Origin of the sequence: Bacillus pumilus, assembly GCF_900186955.1 — a bacterium.
GTDB classification, from domain to species: Bacteria; Bacillota; Bacilli; order Bacillales; family Bacillaceae; genus Bacillus; species Bacillus pumilus.
In genome coordinates this window covers 2640171-2656064 of the sequence record NZ_LT906438.1, presented here as the reverse complement: position 1 = coordinate 2656064, position 15894 = coordinate 2640171, and the positions used below count along the sequence as shown (strand labels likewise).

General features: G+C 41.0%; 13 protein-coding genes. 8 read left to right on the top strand and 5 right to left on the bottom strand.

Features of this window, described 5'->3' with window-relative positions:
- The first annotated feature begins 34 nt into the window (after positions 1–34).
- Entirely contained in the window at positions 35–1738 is a 1704-nt protein-coding gene (gene ezrA / locus CKW02_RS13625; RefSeq protein ID WP_003216241.1) for a septation ring formation regulator EzrA, read from the top strand.
- Between the two features lie 244 nt (positions 1739–1982).
- Here the strand turns inward: ezrA and brnQ (CKW02_RS13615) are convergent, their stop codons facing one another.
- Both brnQ (CKW02_RS13615) and brnQ (CKW02_RS13610) read right to left on the bottom strand, forming a co-directional pair.
- Positions 1983–3326 (bottom strand): branched-chain amino acid transport system II carrier protein, encoded by a 1344-nt coding sequence (brnQ, locus tag CKW02_RS13615; RefSeq protein WP_003216733.1) that lies wholly within the window; start codon positions 3324–3326, stop codon positions 1983–1985.
- Positions 3327–3534: 208 nt separating this feature from the next.
- A complete protein-coding gene (gene brnQ, locus CKW02_RS13610; protein ID WP_003216581.1) occupies positions 3535–4878 on the bottom strand; it encodes a branched-chain amino acid transport system II carrier protein in 1344 nt (447 codons plus the stop codon).
- A gap of 200 nt (positions 4879–5078) precedes the next feature.
- Between brnQ (CKW02_RS13610) and CKW02_RS13605 the strand changes: the two genes are divergently transcribed.
- From CKW02_RS13605 to CKW02_RS13585, 5 genes are all read left to right on the top strand, one after another.
- Positions 5079–6221, top strand: coding sequence for a cysteine desulfurase family protein (locus CKW02_RS13605; protein ID WP_003216333.1), 1143 nt, complete (start codon positions 5079–5081; stop codon positions 6219–6221).
- Positions 6222–6225: 4 nt separating this feature from the next.
- Positions 6226–7431, top strand: coding sequence for a tRNA uracil 4-sulfurtransferase ThiI (thiI, locus tag CKW02_RS13600; RefSeq protein ID WP_003216538.1), 1206 nt, complete (start codon positions 6226–6228; stop codon positions 7429–7431).
- A gap of 89 nt (positions 7432–7520) precedes the next feature.
- On the top strand, positions 7521–7733 hold the full coding sequence (locus CKW02_RS13595; protein WP_003216385.1) for an alpha/beta-type small acid-soluble spore protein: 213 nt from the start codon (positions 7521–7523) through the stop codon (positions 7731–7733).
- A gap of 224 nt (positions 7734–7957) precedes the next feature.
- A complete protein-coding gene (gene mbcS, locus CKW02_RS13590) occupies positions 7958–9538 on the top strand; it encodes an acyl-CoA synthetase MbcS (RefSeq protein WP_003216281.1) in 1581 nt (526 codons plus the stop codon).
- A gap of 130 nt (positions 9539–9668) precedes the next feature.
- On the top strand, positions 9669–10283 hold the full coding sequence (locus CKW02_RS13585) for a LysE/ArgO family amino acid transporter (protein ID WP_003216509.1): 615 nt from the start codon (positions 9669–9671) through the stop codon (positions 10281–10283).
- Between the two features lie 111 nt (positions 10284–10394).
- Here the strand turns inward: CKW02_RS13585 and CKW02_RS13580 are convergent, their stop codons facing one another.
- Positions 10395–10826 (bottom strand): MarR family winged helix-turn-helix transcriptional regulator, encoded by a 432-nt coding sequence (locus CKW02_RS13580; RefSeq protein ID WP_034620625.1) that lies wholly within the window; start codon positions 10824–10826, stop codon positions 10395–10397.
- Positions 10827–10943: 117 nt separating this feature from the next.
- On the opposite strand from CKW02_RS13580, the gene CKW02_RS13575 reads away from it, so the two are divergent.
- Together CKW02_RS13575 and CKW02_RS13570 are read left to right on the top strand one after the other, a co-directional pair.
- Entirely contained in the window at positions 10944–11531 is a 588-nt protein-coding gene (locus CKW02_RS13575) for an NAD(P)H-dependent oxidoreductase (protein ID WP_003216455.1), read from the top strand.
- Positions 11532–11635: 104 nt separating this feature from the next.
- Positions 11636–12988, top strand: a complete 1353-nt coding sequence (locus CKW02_RS13570) for an amidohydrolase family protein (RefSeq protein WP_003216575.1) — start codon at positions 11636–11638, stop codon at positions 12986–12988.
- 38 nt (positions 12989–13026) lie between these two features.
- On the opposite strand, the gene CKW02_RS13565 is transcribed toward CKW02_RS13570, so the two are convergent.
- Together CKW02_RS13565 and CKW02_RS13560 are read right to left on the bottom strand one after the other, a co-directional pair.
- The gene (locus tag CKW02_RS13565) at positions 13027–14964 is read right to left on the bottom strand and encodes an ABC transporter permease (protein WP_003216529.1); all 1938 of its coding nucleotides are present in this window, start codon (positions 14962–14964) and stop codon (positions 13027–13029) included.
- On the bottom strand, positions 14954–15715 hold the full coding sequence (locus CKW02_RS13560) for an ABC transporter ATP-binding protein (RefSeq protein WP_003216695.1): 762 nt from the start codon (positions 15713–15715) through the stop codon (positions 14954–14956). The genes CKW02_RS13565 and CKW02_RS13560 overlap by 11 nt, the downstream gene beginning before the upstream one ends.
- Positions 15716–15894: the final 179 nt, after the last annotated feature.

The following is a 15894-nucleotide window of genomic DNA, read 5'->3' as shown; positions in this document are numbered from 1 at the left end:
TGACATCACTTAGATCACAACAAGGGGGCTCATTATGGAGTTTATCATCGGTTTAATTGTCATTTTGCTTGCTTTGTTTTCAGTCGGTTATTTCCTCAGAAAAAATATATATAAAGAGATTGACCGATTGGAAGCATGGAAAATTGAAATTTTAAACAGATCAATTGTAGAAGAAATTTCAAAAATCAAACACTTAAAAATGACCGGAGAAACAGAGCAATTTTTTGAAAGATGGCGTGCAGAGTGGGACGATATCGTCACAGCCCATCTTCCAAAGGTAGAGGAGCTATTATATGACGCAGAAGAGTATTCTGATAAATATCGATTCTCCAAAGCCAAGCAGGTTCTAACGCATATTGAGGATTTGCTGAGTGCTGCTGATTCGAACATTGAAGACATTTTAAAAGAAATTGCAGACCTTGTCACAAGCGAGGAGCAAAATCGCAAGGACATTGAAAAGGTCAAAGAGCAATATCAAACGGTTCGAAAAAATCTGCTTGCGTACAGCCATTTATATGGCACCCTTTATGACAAAATGGAGCAGGACTTAGATGAGGCCTGGGAAGGGATTAAGCAGTACGAGGAAGAAACAGAAAACGGAAACTACATGAAAGCAAGAAAGATTTTGCTTGAGCAAGACCGCAGACTCGACCAGCTTCAACTATATATCAATGATGTACCAAAGCTTATTGCAGACTGCAAACAAACCGTACCAGGTCAGCTGACGAAGCTGAAAGACGGATATCAAGAAATGTCAGAAAAAGGCTACAAGCTGGAGCACATTCAGATCACGAAAGAGATGGAGACTTTAAACAAACAGCTTGCGAGGGCAGAAAAATTGCTCATTGATGAACTCAATTTAGAAGAGGCATCAAGCATTCTGCAAATGATCGATGATGCGATTGAGACGCTGTATGATCAGCTGGAGGCGGAAGTAGAAGCAGGTCAGGAAATCAAAAGCAGAATGCCTGAGCTCACAGAAGCATTCGAAAAGCTCGAGCAAGATCATACACAAACAAAGGCAGAAACGGCTCTTGTGAAAGAAAGCTACAAGCTGACAGCAGGAGAACTCGATCAACAGAAAGCATTCGAAAAACGTTTAGAAGAAATTGAAAAGCTGATGAAACAAATCCGCGAGAAGCTTGATCGTGATCACGTGGCGTATTCATTATTAATGGATGAAATCAATCAGCTGGACACCTTTATCGAGGATGCAAAAGCATTGCATGACACATTTAAAGGTCATCTCCAATCGTTAAGAAAAGAAGAATTACAGGCGAGAGAAACACTGACTGAGCTTAAAACTATGCTGACAGATACAGTACGCCAGCTGCATAAAAGCAATATTCCAGGTGTACCTGCTGAGATGAAAGAGCGGGCTGAAAAAGCGCAGGAGATGATTCATCAAGTGCACGAGCAGCTGGAAAACCTGCCACTCAACATGCCGGCAGTAAATCAGCAATTAAAAGATGCCTCTGACACAGTCAAAAATGTTGTGGATGAGACAGAAGAAATGCTTGGTAAAGTGGATCAAATTGAACGAATCATTCAATATGGCAATCGTTTTAGAAGTCAAAACCACATTCTTTCAGAACAATTGAAAGAGGCTGAACGAAGATTTTACGCCTATGATTACAACGGATCATTTGATATAGCAGCAGCGGCTGTTGAAAAAGCATCACCCGGAGCTGTTCAAAAGCTGTTAGCTCAGCAAGAAAAAGAGTATCAGCATCAATAAAAAAGCTGAAGTCCTATCAATGGACTTCAGCTCAGCGTGTAGACAAACCCTCGCATTCGTTGTCAGTCCTGCGCGCTGGTGCTCACGAATGTCAAATTCGCTCCGCGCCAGTGCTCGTCCTTCCTAGACTTCAAAGGTTTTCTATCACGCTGAACGAAGACAAAGGGTTAAAATAAAGATCATTTTAACCCTTTGTCAACAATCTAAGCTGAAGTCCTATCAATGGACTTCAGCTTTTTTTATATTATGACGCTTGTTTTTGACGCTCTTCTGAAGCAGAAGAAGTGAAAAGAGAGATTACAAATCCGATCACGATTCCAAGTATTGCAGGGACAATCCAGCCTATGCCAAGGTCATATAAAGGCAGTATTGATTGGAAGACGTCTTTTATTGGATCGATTGGAAGTTTCGCTGCTGCTAAGCCGTCAAATAAGCTAACGCAACCTGTTAAAATTAAAGAGAGAGCATATACAGGTCTTCTATGTCCAAGCCACTTATCAGCAAGTGACAAAACAATGATCACAATCGCTAGCGGATAAATCGCAGTTAAAACTGGTACAGAGAAAGCGATAATATGAGCAAGTCCAAAATTCGAAATGATAAAACTGAATAATGTCACGAGTGTAACGACCATTTTATACGAAAGCTTAGGTAGTAACTTCGAGAAATACTCTCCGCATGATGTAACGAGGCCGATACTTGTTGTTAAACAAGCAACCGTAATCGCAGCACCCAACACAATATTTCCTAAGCTGCCAAATAGGAATTGAGAAGACTGAGCCAAGATTTTACTACCATCTCCAACAAAACCAATGGCATGTGTACTTGAAGCGCCTAAATAAGCAAGAGATAGATAAACAAATGTTAATCCGCAGGCTGCAATCAGACCTGCTTTGATACAAGCAGATGTCAGTGCCTTTTTACTTGTCACACCGCGTCCTTTAATGGCGTTGATGACAACAACCCCAAACACTATAGAAGCAAGAGCATCCATGGTTTTATAGCCCTCTAAAAATCCTTTGAAAAATGATCCGTTGCTATAGGATACATCAGGTGTGCCAATGACGCCCATAGGCGTTAAAATGGCTTTGACAATAATAATAAGAATGATCGTAAATTTAATCGGTGTTAACACTTTCCCTACACGATCTACAATCTTCGTTGGATTTAGAGCAAGATAATACGTAATACCAAAAAAGACAAGTGTGAATAAAAGAAGGGAGAGCCAAGCTGGTACACCTGCTAAAAAGGGTAATGCACCAATTTCATATGAAACCGTTCCTGTACGAGGAATAGCGAAAAGCGGCCCAATAGATAAATATAAAATGACGGTAAACGCTGTTCCAAAAGCTGGGTGAGCTTTATCAGCTAATCCTTTCGCATCTCGACCTGTTAAAGCGATCGCAATAATCCCTAGAAGAGGTAAACCGACACCTGTTAATAAAAATCCGCCCATTGCTTTCCATACATTTGTGCCAGCATATTGCCCAAGCTCTGGTGGATAAATCATATTTCCCGCGCCGAAGAATAGAGCAAATAACATAAAACCGATAATAACTGTATCTTTCGTCGACAATGTTGCCTTCATTGAATATAAAGCCTCCAATATTATGTTGAAATATTCTGTTAATTAGTTGCTAAAACCGTTCTTCATTAACATTCACTAATTATAAAGGATGTGCGTCTGATGTCAACATGTGTTTTCGTACAAAAGTCATGAATTTTTCTATTTTAGTATATGGAGGACAATAAAAAAACATCCCCTTCATCTTTGGAAGGGGATGTTTGAAGCATGATTATGATGCGAGCTGTTTAGGCGGGCTAGTCAACATAGAGATGAGTACGCCAATACCTGCGCCGATAATTGCTGGTACGACCCATCCAATGCCTAAATCGTAAAATGGAATGAATGCATCTGAGAAGGCAGGCAACCCACCGAGATTGATTTTGGCAGCTAATAATCCATCAATGATGGCAAAGAAACCAGTAAAGATGAGGGATACTACATAAATCACTCGTCTACCGTTAATCCAGCGGTCAAGGAATGACAATAAAATAATGACAATTGCCAGTGGATATATCGCTACGAGTACAGGGACCGATAGAGAGATGATTTGTGCCAGTCCAAGGTTTGCAACCAATGTGCTAAATAAAGAAACAATGAGTACGACTGTGCGATAAGAAAGTGCTGGGAAAAGCTTTGAAAAATATTCGCCGCATGATGAGACAAGCCCAACACTTGTTGTGAGACAAGCAAATAAAATGGCTACACCAAGGACAATGTTACCAGCAGAACCAAATAAAAAGTTTGCTGATAGTGAAAGCAGTTTGCCGCCTTCATTTGCCCCAACCATTCCGGTTGTATCAGGACTTGAAGCACCGACATAAGCAAGCGAGATATACACTAGTGCTAGTCCAGCTGCTGCAACAAGGCCAGCTTTTATACAGGCCGCCGCAAGAGATTTGCGCTCTGTGATACCTCTTTCTTTAACAGCTGTCACAACAACGATTCCAAATACGAGAGAAGCGAGAGCATCCATTGTTTTATAGCCCTCTAAAAACCCAGTGAAGAGAGGGTTTGCTTTATAAGTCGCATCAGGCGCACCGATTATTCCCATCGGTGTAGCTATGGCTTTAAATACAATAATTGCAATGACCGTTAATAAGATAGGTGTCAACACTTTGCCGATTCGATCAACAAGCTTTGAAGGGTTCAAAGCGAGCAGATACGTAATCGTGAAAAACACAAGGGTGAATAAGAAAAGCGGTACCCATGAAGAGGTTTGTGTTTCAGACAGAAACGGTGCTAAACCAATCTCGTAAGAAACCGTACCTGTTCGCGGGATAGCAAAAAATGGTCCTATGGATAAATACAGAATGACAGTGAAAATGGTTCCAAATATAGGATGGGCTTTATCCGCAAGGCCTTTTGCACCGGTACCTGTAAGGGCAATAGCAATAACTCCTAGAAGCGGAAGACCAACTCCTGTGAGTAAAAATCCACCGATAGCAAGCCAAACATTCTCACCTGCATATTGTCCAAGGACAGGCGGGAAAATCATATTTCCTGCGCCAAAGAATAATGCAAAAAGCATTAAACCAATGGCTAATGTCTCTTTTATACTTAAACTATTTTTCAAAATAGTTCCTCCTTATCCAATGTAATGTGCTAAATTTAAATATTCTGACAATTTAGGTGTTTATGTGCCAATTGCACTATGCATGATATAGTGAAAATGAAAAGTTGTCAACTGCCATTTTCAGAAAATTCTCTGTCTGACTTCATTATGGTAACATATAAATGCATTTATTTTTAAAGCTTTTTGTAAGGAGTCCAAGTATGATTTATCTCGATAATAGTGCAACAACAAAACCGTACCCTGAGGTTTTACAAGTATATCAGCAAGTGAGTGAACGTTTTTTTGGGAATCCGTCTTCGCTACATCAGCTTGGAATTGATGCGAGCCGCTTGCTAAGTGAAACGAGAAAACAAATCCTTCACTATACAGGTTTGAAACAATATGAGGTTATTTTTACTTCTGGTGCAACAGAAGCAAATAACATCGCCATTAAAGGAGCAGCTCTCGCCAAAATGAATCGGGGGAAACATATTGTGACAACAGCAATTGAACACCCGTCTGTCATCGAATCGTTTGAACAGCTGAAGGCTTTATTTGGTTTTGACATCTCCTATATTCAAGTAAATGAGCATGGCCATGCAGATATGAATCATTTAAAAGAAGTGCTTCGCCCTGATACAGTGCTTGTCAGCATGATGCACGTCAATAACGAAACGGGTGCCACCCAGCCAATTGAAGAAGCTGCTGGCATGATTCGTGAGCATGCTGAAAATGCCCTATTTCATGTCGACGGGGTGCAGGGAATGTGCAGAGTAGCACTTAATAAACAACTGGATGTGGATCTTTTGACGATATCTGGCCATAAAATTCATGGCTTAAAAGGCACAGGAGCGCTCTTTTCAAAGAAAGGTGTAGTGCTTGCCCCTTTTATCACAGGAGGAGAGCAGGAATTAGGCCTACGTTCAGGTACCGAAAACCCTGCTGGTGCTGTCAGCTTAGCAAAAGCCATGAAACAATCATTCGAGCTGCAAAAAAAACATCATGATGAAATGTTAAACTTAAAAACGCAGCTGCAAAAGCAGCTTGGAGAAATAGAAGGTATTGTCATCAACACACCGCTGACGCAAAGTGCGCCGCACATTGTGAATTTTTCAGTACCAGGTATTCAAATTGAGGTCCTTCTTCATATGCTTGAAAAAGAAGGCATGTATGTTTCTACAACATCTGCCTGTTCAGCCAAGAAAAAAGAGCCAAGCCAAGTTCTCCTAGCGATGGGGAGGCCGGAAGAAGTGGCAAAAAGCAGTATGAGAATCAGTTTGACGTATGGACAAGGACCCGAACTAGCGCCGCAAATCATCACATCGATCGCACAAAGTGTGAAAAAATTAAAAGGAATGAGATAACAGCATGAAATATGATCATATTTTAGTCCGTTTTGGTGAAATTTCAACAAAAGGAAAAAATAGAAAGAAATTTATTGAAAAACTAAGGCAACATATCCGGTTTGTATTAAAAGACTTTGAAGCATTAAAGTATGCATCTGACAGAGACCGCATCACGATCATGCTGAACGGTGAAGACCCTGAACCGATTTCAGAACAGCTTAAAGGTGTATTTGGCATTCAGAGCTTTAGTCTGGCGGTGAAATGTGAGACAAATCTCGATGCCATCAAAGAAGCGGCACTCACAGCGGTACAGGAAGTATATGAACAAGGAGATACATTTAAGGTCTCAACGAAACGCTCTTATAAGCAATTTGAACTTGATTCAAATGAAATGAACCGGGAAATTGGCGGACATGTGCTGAAGAATACGGAAAACTTAACGGTCAATGTCAAACAGCCGGATGTACATTTGCGCATTGAAATAAGAGAACATGCGACATACATTACATTTAAAGATGTCAAGGGTGCAGGCGGACTGCCAGTGGGTTCAAGCGGAAGAGCGATGCTCATGCTTTCAGGCGGCTTTGACAGCCCAGTTGCCGGCTACCAAGCGATGAAACGCGGAATTCAAATTGAGGCCGTCCATTTCTTTAGTCCCCCATATACAAGTGAACGTGCCAAGCAAAAGGTCATTGATCTTACAGAATGCTTAGCTGCATATGGGGGCGAAGTGAAGCTTCACATCGTACCTTTCACAAAAATTCAAGAGCTGATTCACAAACAAGTACCTGAAAACTATACGATGACATCAACAAGAAGAATGATGCTGAAAATCGCAGATAAAATAAGAGAGAAGCGTGATGCTCTTGCGATTATTACCGGTGAAAGCCTTGGACAAGTCGCAAGTCAGACACTTGAAAGCATGTATGCCATTAACCATGTAACCAATACACCAATCATTCGCCCGCTTATTGCGGTTGATAAGAATGACATTATTGAAGAAGCGAGACGAATTGGCACTTACGAGACAAGCATTCAGCCTTTCGAGGACTGCTGTACGATCTTTACGCCGCCGTCTCCTAAAACAAAACCAAAGCTTGAGAAAGTAGAACGCTACGAAAGCTTTGCTGATTTCGAGCCAATGCTTGATGAGGCAGTGGATCAAATCGAAACGATTATCGTCACAAATGAGAAGAAAGCGGCTGACGAATTCGCTGATTTATTCTAAAATAAAAATTTCATAATAATTACCATAAAATCGATCGCATGAAGTCATGTGTTTCTACACATTCTATATTCACAAGGAGGTGAGAACACATGGCTCAACAAAACAGACAAAGCAGTTCTAATCAATTAGTCGTTCCAGGCGCTGCACAAGCGATCGACCAAATGAAGTATGAAATCGCTTCAGAATTTGGTGTAAACCTTGGACCAGAAACAACAGCTCGCGCTAACGGATCAGTTGGTGGAGAAATCACTAAACGTCTTGTATCTTACGCTCAACAACATATGGGTGGCGGATCTTTCTAAGACACACAATTAAAAAGCTATGGCTTAGGAGCGGGATCATTCCCGCTCTTTTCTTTTTGTACATAAAAATAGTTTGAATATTTACAAAAAAGAAGACGGAATGAAAAAATTATGGCATAATACTAGGAGTAGTCCTAATTCAAGCATTTTTCAGTTATGAATGTTAGAATAGGTAAATTGAAACATGTTTCGTTTCATAGAAAGAGGCTAAAAGGAGCTGTACCATGAAAAGAGAAGACTTAATTGCACCAGAACAATATAACTTAGTCAGTGAGATTGAAGCGTTCAGTCATGACAAGGAGAAAAAGGCCCTGCACTGGCAGGATGGAAATGGCTACGAAGCACATGTGACGTATGCATCTTTAGTGGAAGAAGCAAATAAAATTGGTCATGTATTATTAAATGCAGGCTTTAAAAAAGGCGATAAAATCATTGTGATGGTGCCGCGCATGCTAGAGGCATACAGCATTTATTTAGCGATCTTGAAAACAGGAATGGTCGTCATTCCTTGTTCAGAAATGCTGCGTGCAAAAGATTTAGATTACCGAATTGAACATGCAGAAGCAAAGGGAGCGATTGTTTACTCTTCATTCATTCAATCGTTCGATGGAACCAATCAGCCAAACGATTTTAAAACATTCTCAATCGGTGAAAACGATCATGGCTGGACAAATATTCTTGCGGAAAAGGATCACCAATCAAGCGAGCTTCCAATGGCTCCAACAACACGCACAGACATGGCGTTCTTATCCTATACATCTGGTACAACAGGCAACCCAAAAGGGGTTGTTCATACACATGGCTGGGCATATGCACATTTACGCACCGCTGCCAAAGCATGGCTCTCCATTAATGAAGGAGATAAAGTGTGGGCGACAGCAGGACCAGGCTGGCAAAAATGGGTGTGGAGCCCACTCTTATCTGTGTTAGGAAGTGGAGCAGAAGGCTTTGTATACGGAGGGAAATTCAATCCAAATACATACTTAGAGCTGCTTCAAAAAAATGAAATCAATGTCCTATGCTGTACGCCGACAGAATACCGATTTATGGCGAAAGTAGATGACTTAAGTCAGTACGAGCTTCCAAAATTGCATAGTGCCGTTTCTGCGGGAGAGCCACTGAACCGTGAAGTCATTGATACATTCAAAAAGCATTTCGATATAGAAGTACGAGATGGCTATGGCCAAACAGAAAGCACACTGCTCGTAGGGGTTCTAAAAGGAATGGACATCAAGCCAGGCAGTATGGGAAAACCAACACCTGGAAACGAAGTCGAGATCATTGATGAGGACGGCAGCGTATGCGCTCCTGGAGAAATTGGTGATATTGCGGTTCATCTTGAAACGCCGGCTTTATTTAAGGAATACTACAAAGATGAAGAGCGTACAAAGGCGCAGCGCCGCGGGAATTACTTTATTACGGGTGACCGCGCGAAAAAAGACGAAGATGGGTACTTCTGGTTTGAAAGCCGTAGAGATGATATCATCGTCAGCTCAGGCTATACCATTGGACCGTTTGAAGTAGAAGATGCACTGATCAAACACGCAGCAGTCAAAGAATGTGCGGTTGTGGCTAGCCCTGATGAAATCAGAGGATCAATCGTCAAAGCATATGTCGTCCTACGTGATGGAACTGCACAAAGTGACGAGCTAATCAAAGAGCTGCAAACGCATGTGAAAAACACAACAGCACCTTACAAATACCCAAGAGAAATCGAATTCATCGACGAGCTGCCAAAAACACCGTCAGCGAAAATTCGCCGTGTCGAGCTGAGAGAAAGAGAACTTGCACGAAAAGGATCTTGATGAATAAACGAAAAGCGTTTGGATGAAAGCATCCAGCGCTTTTTTTATGGAAAATCAAATCTGCTGGAAGCGATCATGATGTTTTATGTTAAAATGTGAAGAAATTGCTGGAAAAGGAGAATGTTAGAAGATGTTCATTGCCATCATTCATGGAATCGTGCTTGCTTTTGGCCTCATCTTACCATTGGGCGCACAAAATGTATTTGTGTTTCAGCAAGGAGCGCTTCAGCCGCGATTATATCAGGCTTTACCTGTCGTTATCACTGCCGCTCTTTGTGATACACTATTAATTGCATTAGCTGTCATTGGTGTTTCTGTTGTGGTGTTCACCATTCCTGTACTGCAAATGTGTCTTTATATCATTGGGTTTTGTTTTGTAGTTTATATGGGATGGTCCGTGTGGAACACAAGCTCATCAACAGATGCTAAAGAGAAGCAGGAATTCATGCCTGCGAGAAAACAAATTGTCTTTGCCTGTTCAGTTTCACTTTTAAATCCCCACGCCATTCTCGATACCATTGGTGTGATTGGAACAAATTCGCTTCAATATAACGGGGCAGAAAAATGGGCATTTACACTCGCTTGTATCATCGTGTCCTGGTTATGGTTTATTGGGCTCGCTCTTTTAGGGAAAATGCTAGGGAAGTTAGATACAAACGGTAAGTGGATGAACCGTATCAATAAAGCTTCAGCGGTCATGATCTGGCTTGTCGCGTTATACATTGCCTATCAATTGATTGTATAAAAGTACATAGAGAAAAAAGCGAGAAGCGTTTGGGTAGATGAGAGCCCGCGCTTTTTTGTATTTTGACGTTTAGCCACCTTTGCATGAGCGTATCGCTCATGCCTTTTTAGGTTATTTTTTGAAAATCGTTTGATTTAAAAGACGGAAAGCTTGTACGATATCATCCATTTGTTCTATATCCGAGGAAGTTAGGCTGTCTAATAGCATCCCTTCGATATGCTGAAAGGCTTCGTTCATACAGGCACGGCCTTTGTCAGACAGCATAATGACATGTTTTCGTTTGTCATCACGGTCTTCTTCTCTATCAATGAATTGTTTCTCGTGCAGTTTTTTAAGTTCTCTGCTGACATTCGGAAGAGACATGTGCTGACAGTCGGCAATTTCACTAGGCGTAAGCGGCTCGCTGACAGCTAGTTGCTCTAGTATTAAGTATTGTAAGGTCGTTAAGTTAGCTGGTTTGACTTTGTTCATCAGGTCATGTTTTAGTTCTGAAAAAGTAGAAGCAAATGCTACGAATTCCTTGAAGAAATGGGGATGTTTCATGTTTATCACCTCCTACGTAACATACCAAAATTATTATCAAAAAACAATTATCATTTGACAACTATTTAACGGAGGTATATCATTTGGTTATCAAATGATAATAAAAGGAGATCATACATGAATGTACTCATTATTTATACTCACCCCCATCACAATAGTTTAAATGGTGCTTTTTTAAAAGAAATTATGAAAGGCAGTGAAGAAAATCCACTAGTTCATGAAGTGAAAATCATCGATTTATACAAAGAAGAATTTGATCCTGTGCTGATTTTTAATAAAGAGAAAAAAAGGCGTGACATGCATAAAGACCCTGACATTCGGATGTATCAGGAGAAGATCAAATGGGCGGACAAAATCGTGTTCGTATATCCTATTTGGTGGGGAAGACCTCCAGCCATGCTGCTTGGCTTTATTGACCGCATGTTTGCTGCGAATTTTGCTTATCGTCAAACAGGCGGGCTGTTTCCAGAAGGACTGTTAAAAGGAAAAAGTGCTGTTTGTGTATCGACGATGCAAGGGCCAACCAACTACCCTTTGTTCTTTTTGCAAAATGCACACAAGATCTTAATGAAACGAGCCCTTTTACACTATGTCGGAATCAAACCTGTGAAGTTCTTTGAGTTCGGCATGATGGAAAGCCCAAAAGGAAAACATGAGGTCAAATTAAAACGTATCTACAACTATTTCAGAAAAATCAGCTCATAAAACAGTTAGCGAATTCACTTTTCTTCTAATTCGATCCTTTTATGTTTTAAAATAACAGTGAGGGTGGGAGAACTCTTCCTCGTCATTTGAAAAGGGGGATATGGATGAAGAAAACATTGTTTAAAGATGCAGCGCTTTTAACTCTTGATCCAACTTTAGGTTTTTTAGAAAAGGGAGATTTATTAATTGAAGGGACACACATTTTAGAGGTCGGACCTTTCATTGAAGCAAATGATGCTGACATTGTCGATGCGTCCGATATGGTGATCATGCCAGGGCTTGTGGATACACATCGTCATGTGTGGCAGTCTGTCATCAGAGGCATAGGCACAGATTGGTCGTTGCAGACATATTTGAGCAAAATCTATTATGGAAACTATGGTGCGATGAGACGCCCATCCGATGATCGAATCGCAAATTATTTAGGGGCATTAGAGGCATTAGATGCCGGAGTGACCACATGTTTAGACTGGACGATGATCAATTCAATGGATCATACAGAAGAGCTCATCGGAGGATTAAAGGATGCGGGCATTCGAGCTGTTTTTGCTTTCGGTTCCTCTGGAGATGCTGAGTATTGGGATAGGGAGAGTACGCTCACCAATATGGAGGACGCAGCACGTGTGAAAAAAGCGCATTTTCAATCATCAGATCAGCTTTTAACAATGGGACTAGCGATTCGTGGCCCAGAGTTTTCTTCATGGGAGACGTCAGTATTTGAAATTGAAACAGCCCGGTCTCTAGATGCTCTATGCAGTATGCACATCGGCTTTGGGAATTGGGGAGCGGAGGATCGATCGATTGAGCGGCTTCACAAAGCAGGGTTACTCGGACCGGATTTGAACATGGTGCATATCAATGCCATCGATGCGGATCAAATGAAGATGCTGGCAGACAGCGGAAGCTCCATATCCATTACACCTGAAATTGAAATGATGATGGGTCACGGTTATCCTGTCACAGGACTTGCGATTGAACAAGGTGTTCTTCCAACGCTCGGTGTAGACGTAGTGACTGCGACAGGGGGAGATTTGTTTGCCCAAATGAAATTCGGTCTTCAAGCAGAGCGCGCGATCCAAAATCAATCGTTGTTAATGGATGGGATCATGCCGGGGCCTGAACTTGGGCTGTCTGCTTATCAAATGCTTGAGGCTGCGACGATCAATGGTGCTCGTGCATTACAGCTCGATCATAAAATTGGGTCACTTACACCTGGGAAAGAAGCTGATTTCATTCTGCTCGATCGGACAAGCATGAATCTCCTTCCGATGTCAGATCCAGCTGGAGCGGTTGTCCAAACGGCACATCCTTCAAATGTTGATTCTGTTTATGTGGCTGGAAAAGCAGTGAAACAAAACGGAAAGCTAGTCGGTGTAAACCTAGAAGAGGTCAAACGAAAAGCTTATGCAGCAAGAGACCATATTTTATCACACAAGTTTGAATCGACACCTTCGTAAATAAAATACCCCCATAGGCGATGCCTATGGGGAATTGATTACAAGGATTCTTTGATGACCTTTTTATAATATTGGACAGACAGGAATCCGAAGACAGAATATAAGGCAGTGTAAATCGACATGACGATGAGCATTGGAGTCCACAATTCTCCGCCGAATAAAAACCAGCCTGATTGTACAGCAAAGTAGCTGTGCAGCAATCCGACGATGAGCGGAATCCCGAAGTTAAACAGCTGTTTAAGCCGGATGCCTTTTAATAGATCCTTCTCAGTAAAACCAAGCTTACGCAAGATCGTGTAGGAGCTTTGTTCCTCTTCACTTTCATTCATTTGTTTAAAGTATAAAATACAGCCTGATGTGACAAGGAAGCTTAAACCTAAAAATCCAACCACAAACATCATCAGTCCCATTGTTTGCTTTTGCTGCTGAGCTGAAGCTAATTGAGACATGCTGTTGTCACTTAGTTTTAAAGATGTAAACACATCATTGGCTTGTTCAAGATTTTGATCATCTTTTATATTGATTGCGTTATATTGGTTATTCTCAAGCTGAAGTTTAGGATCTTTCTGCTGGTCAAGTTGTTCAAAAACACTTTGACTTACGACGGCAACAGGCAGACCGCCAAAAGTGAACTTGTAAGAGATGATGTAATCTTTCTTCATATCAATGACTTTTAAATCAAGCGGTTTCTTGATAAGAAGTTTCACATCACCTGAGCTTTGAATCGGCATGAATTTCTTCAATAAATCACTGTAGCCGCTTAAAATGACTTCGTTGTTCTCCACATGAATATTAGGTGCATTTTTCTCACTGATCACAGACAGTGTCAAGACTCCTGGATCCTTCTTCAAACTTTCTAATTCCGAATCCATGATCTTCTTTGCGTCAAAATCCGCTTGAATGACCTTGAACTGCTTTTTTTCATATGCAATATGTTTGTCAGAAAGTGCACGAGCGAAGGTATCGGCTTCTTTCTCTGAGCCCATGACAAAATGTGATGGAATCTGTTGTTCAGCCGTTTTTTCTGCTGAGTAATAGGAAATGTAGCTTAAAGATAACAACCCGATGGCAAGAGCAGATACGGTTGTAATAATCGTTAAAAGCAGTGCATTTGATTTTAATCGGAACATAATAGATGACAAAGACAGGACTTCATGAATGGCGAGATAGCCATTTTTTCTTTTACGTACGATATTGGCAATGAAAGAAACAGAGCCTTTGTAAAAAAGAAAAGTACCGATGATGACAGAGGCTAGAATATAAATCATGGCTAAAAGTAACTCAAACATAGACGTATATGAGCCTGTAAAAAGCTTAGAAGAAATATAATAGCCTGAGCTGATCAAGACAATACCGAAAACCCCAATGATGATTTCAAACACAGAGATCTTTTTCACACGCTGCTCTGTAGAAGACGTGGTTCGAAACAAAGATAAAATTGTCTGTTTACTAATAAACCGTCTATTTCTTAGCATAATTAATCCATAGATGATGAAAAAGACGATAAGTGTCTGCAAAAGGGCCATGCCTGAAAAATGCAGGTTGGCGATGGCGTTCACGCCGGTTACTTTAAATAACACCATCAGCATGAGCTTTGAACCAATAAATCCAGCTATGATGCCAACAGCCATTGAGAACACGTAGAGGATAAAATTTTCTGCATTGAGCAGTTTGGCAATTTTTTGTTTCGTCATGCCAATGAGTTGCAAGAGACCTATTTCTTTCCCTCGGCGTTTAATAAAAATGCTGTTCGCATATAACAGGAAGATCCCAACGATGGCAATAAGCAGCACCGAAGCGGCTTTAATCGACGCACCGCCTTTAATGGACCCTTTTACATCATCAAGTGCTGGTGAGTACTGCAAGGTGACAAAGGAAAAGTAGAGCGCCACACTAAACACGAGAGCAAACACATATAAATAGTAATTCTTCAAATTTTTCTTCAGGTTACGGAGAATGAGCTGATTAATGTTCATGCTTCACACCGCCTAAAACACCTTGCGTTTTCATAATATCCTCGAAAAACATCTTTCTCTCTAAAGCACCTTTATTCAACTGAGTATAAATCTGTCCGTCCTTGATAAAAATGACGCGTCTTGAATAGCTGGCTGCGACAGGATCATGTGTCACCATGACAATGGTCGCTTTTCGTTTTCGATTGAAATCTTGCAGTTTATTGAGTAAATCAGATGCAGATTTGGAATCAAGCGCTCCAGTAGGTTCATCTGCGAAAATCAGACTTGGCTCATGAATGAAGGCACGAACCGCTGATGTCCGCTGTTTTTGTCCACCAGAGAGTTCATTTGGGTATTTGTCTCTTAGTTCATAGATGCCCATGTCCTCCGCAAGCTGTTGAAAACGTTCGAAAGCTTCTTTCTTCGGCGTTTTGGAGATGGATAATGGCAAGAGGATGTTCTCTTTGACCGTGAGTGTATCAAGTAAGTTATAATCCTGAAAAACAAAGCCAAGCTGCTTTTTTCTGAATTCTGCGAGCTGCTGATCTTTCATTTGTGTCATCTCAACATCTGCGATACGAATGGATCCGCTGGACACATGATCAATAGAGGACAATACGTTCAGAAGGGTTGTTTTCCCCGAGCCTGATGGCCCCATAATACTGACAAATTCTCCGGCTTCAATGGTCAAATCAATGCCACTCAGCACCTCTTGTTTGTTGAATTTATTTCCGTAGCTTTTATATATTTTGCGAGCTTCTAAAATGTTCATTTGTCGATCCCCTTTTCTATTTAATTGGTATCTCTAGTATAAAAAGAAGCCCGCCGGACTTCCTTCGATTTGGCGAACAAAACAGACGAGCATGTGACATTGTTGTCACATGCTTGTTTTTTTAAACGGTTCATATGTTTTGTTTAAGTTTGTTTCTGATCATCACACATTCATTTTAT

Bases quoted from the DNA above. Each gene is read 5' to 3' on its own strand.
- thiI (WP_003216538.1), top strand. From the start codon at position 6,226: ATGAAATATGATCATATTTTAGTCCGTTTTGGTGAAATTTCAACAAAA.
- mbcS (WP_003216281.1), top strand. From the start codon at position 7,958: ATGAAAAGAGAAGACTTAATTGCACCAGAACAATATAACTTAGTCAGT.
- CKW02_RS13575 (WP_003216455.1), top strand. From the start codon at position 10,944: ATGAATGTACTCATTATTTATACTCACCCCCATCACAATAGTTTAAAT.
- CKW02_RS13595 (WP_003216385.1), top strand. From the start codon at position 7,521: ATGGCTCAACAAAACAGACAAAGCAGTTCTAATCAATTAGTCGTTCCA.
- CKW02_RS13605 (WP_003216333.1), top strand. From the start codon at position 5,079: ATGATTTATCTCGATAATAGTGCAACAACAAAACCGTACCCTGAGGTT.
- ezrA (WP_003216241.1), top strand. From the start codon at position 35: ATGGAGTTTATCATCGGTTTAATTGTCATTTTGCTTGCTTTGTTTTCA.
- CKW02_RS13565 (WP_003216529.1), bottom strand. From the start codon at position 14,964: ATGAACATTAATCAGCTCATTCTCCGTAACCTGAAGAAAAATTTGAAG.
- brnQ (WP_003216733.1), bottom strand. From the start codon at position 3,326: ATGAAGGCAACATTGTCGACGAAAGATACAGTTATTATCGGTTTTATG.
- CKW02_RS13580 (WP_034620625.1), bottom strand. From the start codon at position 10,826: ATGAAACATCCCCATTTCTTCAAGGAATTCGTAGCATTTGCTTCTACT.
- CKW02_RS13560 (WP_003216695.1), bottom strand. From the start codon at position 15,715: ATGAACATTTTAGAAGCTCGCAAAATATATAAAAGCTACGGAAATAAA.
- CKW02_RS13585 (WP_003216509.1), top strand. From the start codon at position 9,669: ATGTTCATTGCCATCATTCATGGAATCGTGCTTGCTTTTGGCCTCATC.
- CKW02_RS13570 (WP_003216575.1), top strand. From the start codon at position 11,636: ATGAAGAAAACATTGTTTAAAGATGCAGCGCTTTTAACTCTTGATCCA.